Origin of the sequence: Bacillus sanguinis, assembly GCF_018332475.1 — a bacterium.
GTDB classification, from domain to species: Bacteria; Bacillota; Bacilli; order Bacillales; family Bacillaceae_G; genus Bacillus_A; species Bacillus_A sanguinis.
Window position 1 is genome coordinate 1 of sequence record NZ_BOQB01000508.1, and the last position, 370, is coordinate 370.

A 370-nucleotide genomic window follows, 5' to 3' on the forward strand; every position below is an offset into this window, starting at 1 on the left:
GAAAAAGAACTGTTAGAAATTATTAATGAAATTGCACCGAAAGCGTTTATGTCTTCTTATGAAATCCGTTCATTTAAAGGTGGATATTTAACGAAGGCGATGAAGAAAAGAGCGTTAATGAAGAAGAAAGATGAACATGCATCGTAAAAAAGTGGAGTCGTGCTGCATTAAAAGTGCAGTATAAGCCCATATGTAAAAGAGAGGAATCTGTTTTGATGTAGATTCCTCTCTTTTTTATGAAAAAAATTATCTGTTAATTGAAAAACTAAATCGTATAATTATTTTTTCTACTCATTCTCAAATTAATGATTAGCCATATAACTTGAAAAAATACCGGTATGATAAACGCTATTAATAAAACGATAAGTGA

General features: G+C 29.7%; 1 protein-coding gene and 1 pseudogene. One reads left to right on the forward strand and one right to left on the reverse strand.

Annotated elements, in window-relative coordinates:
* A partial coding sequence (locus KI369_RS29600; protein ID WP_238484974.1) for a DUF2179 domain-containing protein occupies positions 1-147 on the forward strand: 147 nt, incomplete at its 5' end.
* A 118-nt stretch (positions 148-265) separates the two neighbouring features.
* Here the strand turns inward: KI369_RS29600 and KI369_RS28090 are convergent.
* Positions 266-370: pseudogene (locus KI369_RS28090) on the reverse strand (DUF3923 family protein); the annotation flags it as partial.